Origin of the sequence: Mesorhizobium sp. M8A.F.Ca.ET.208.01.1.1, assembly GCF_004791315.1 — a bacterium.
Taxonomy (GTDB): Bacteria; Pseudomonadota; Alphaproteobacteria; order Rhizobiales; family Rhizobiaceae; genus Mesorhizobium.
The window spans coordinates 1-313 of the sequence record NZ_SRUT01000265.1; the positions used below are offsets into that span (position 1 = coordinate 1).

The window sequence follows — 313 nt, forward strand, 5'->3', positions numbered from 1 at the left end:
GACCAGCCCCAGCCTGCCGGTTGGCCCATCCGGAGAGAACAATTTGTCGATGCAGATTTCCGAACGGTGCGTGTTGCCGGTCACGTCGGTCAGGAGATTGCGGAACAACAGGTCGACCAGCCACGGCAAGGGTGCCGCGCCCTTGCCCGGATGCGGCACCTGCGCCAGCGCGATCTCCAGCTCATAAAGTGAATCGTGCCGCGCCTCGTCGAAGCGCGGCGCCTGGCTGGTCGGACCGATGAACAGGCCGGAAAACAGGTAGGACAGCGACGGATGCCGCTGCCATTGCAGCACCAGGCTCTTCAACAGGTCG

The 313-nt window shown here is 63.9% G+C and carries 1 protein-coding gene; it reads right to left on the reverse strand.

The window, feature by feature from the left end:
* Positions 1–313, reverse strand: a 313-nt coding sequence (locus tag EN851_RS35230) for a transglutaminase family protein (protein ID WP_135931108.1), incomplete at both ends; no start/stop codon positions are given.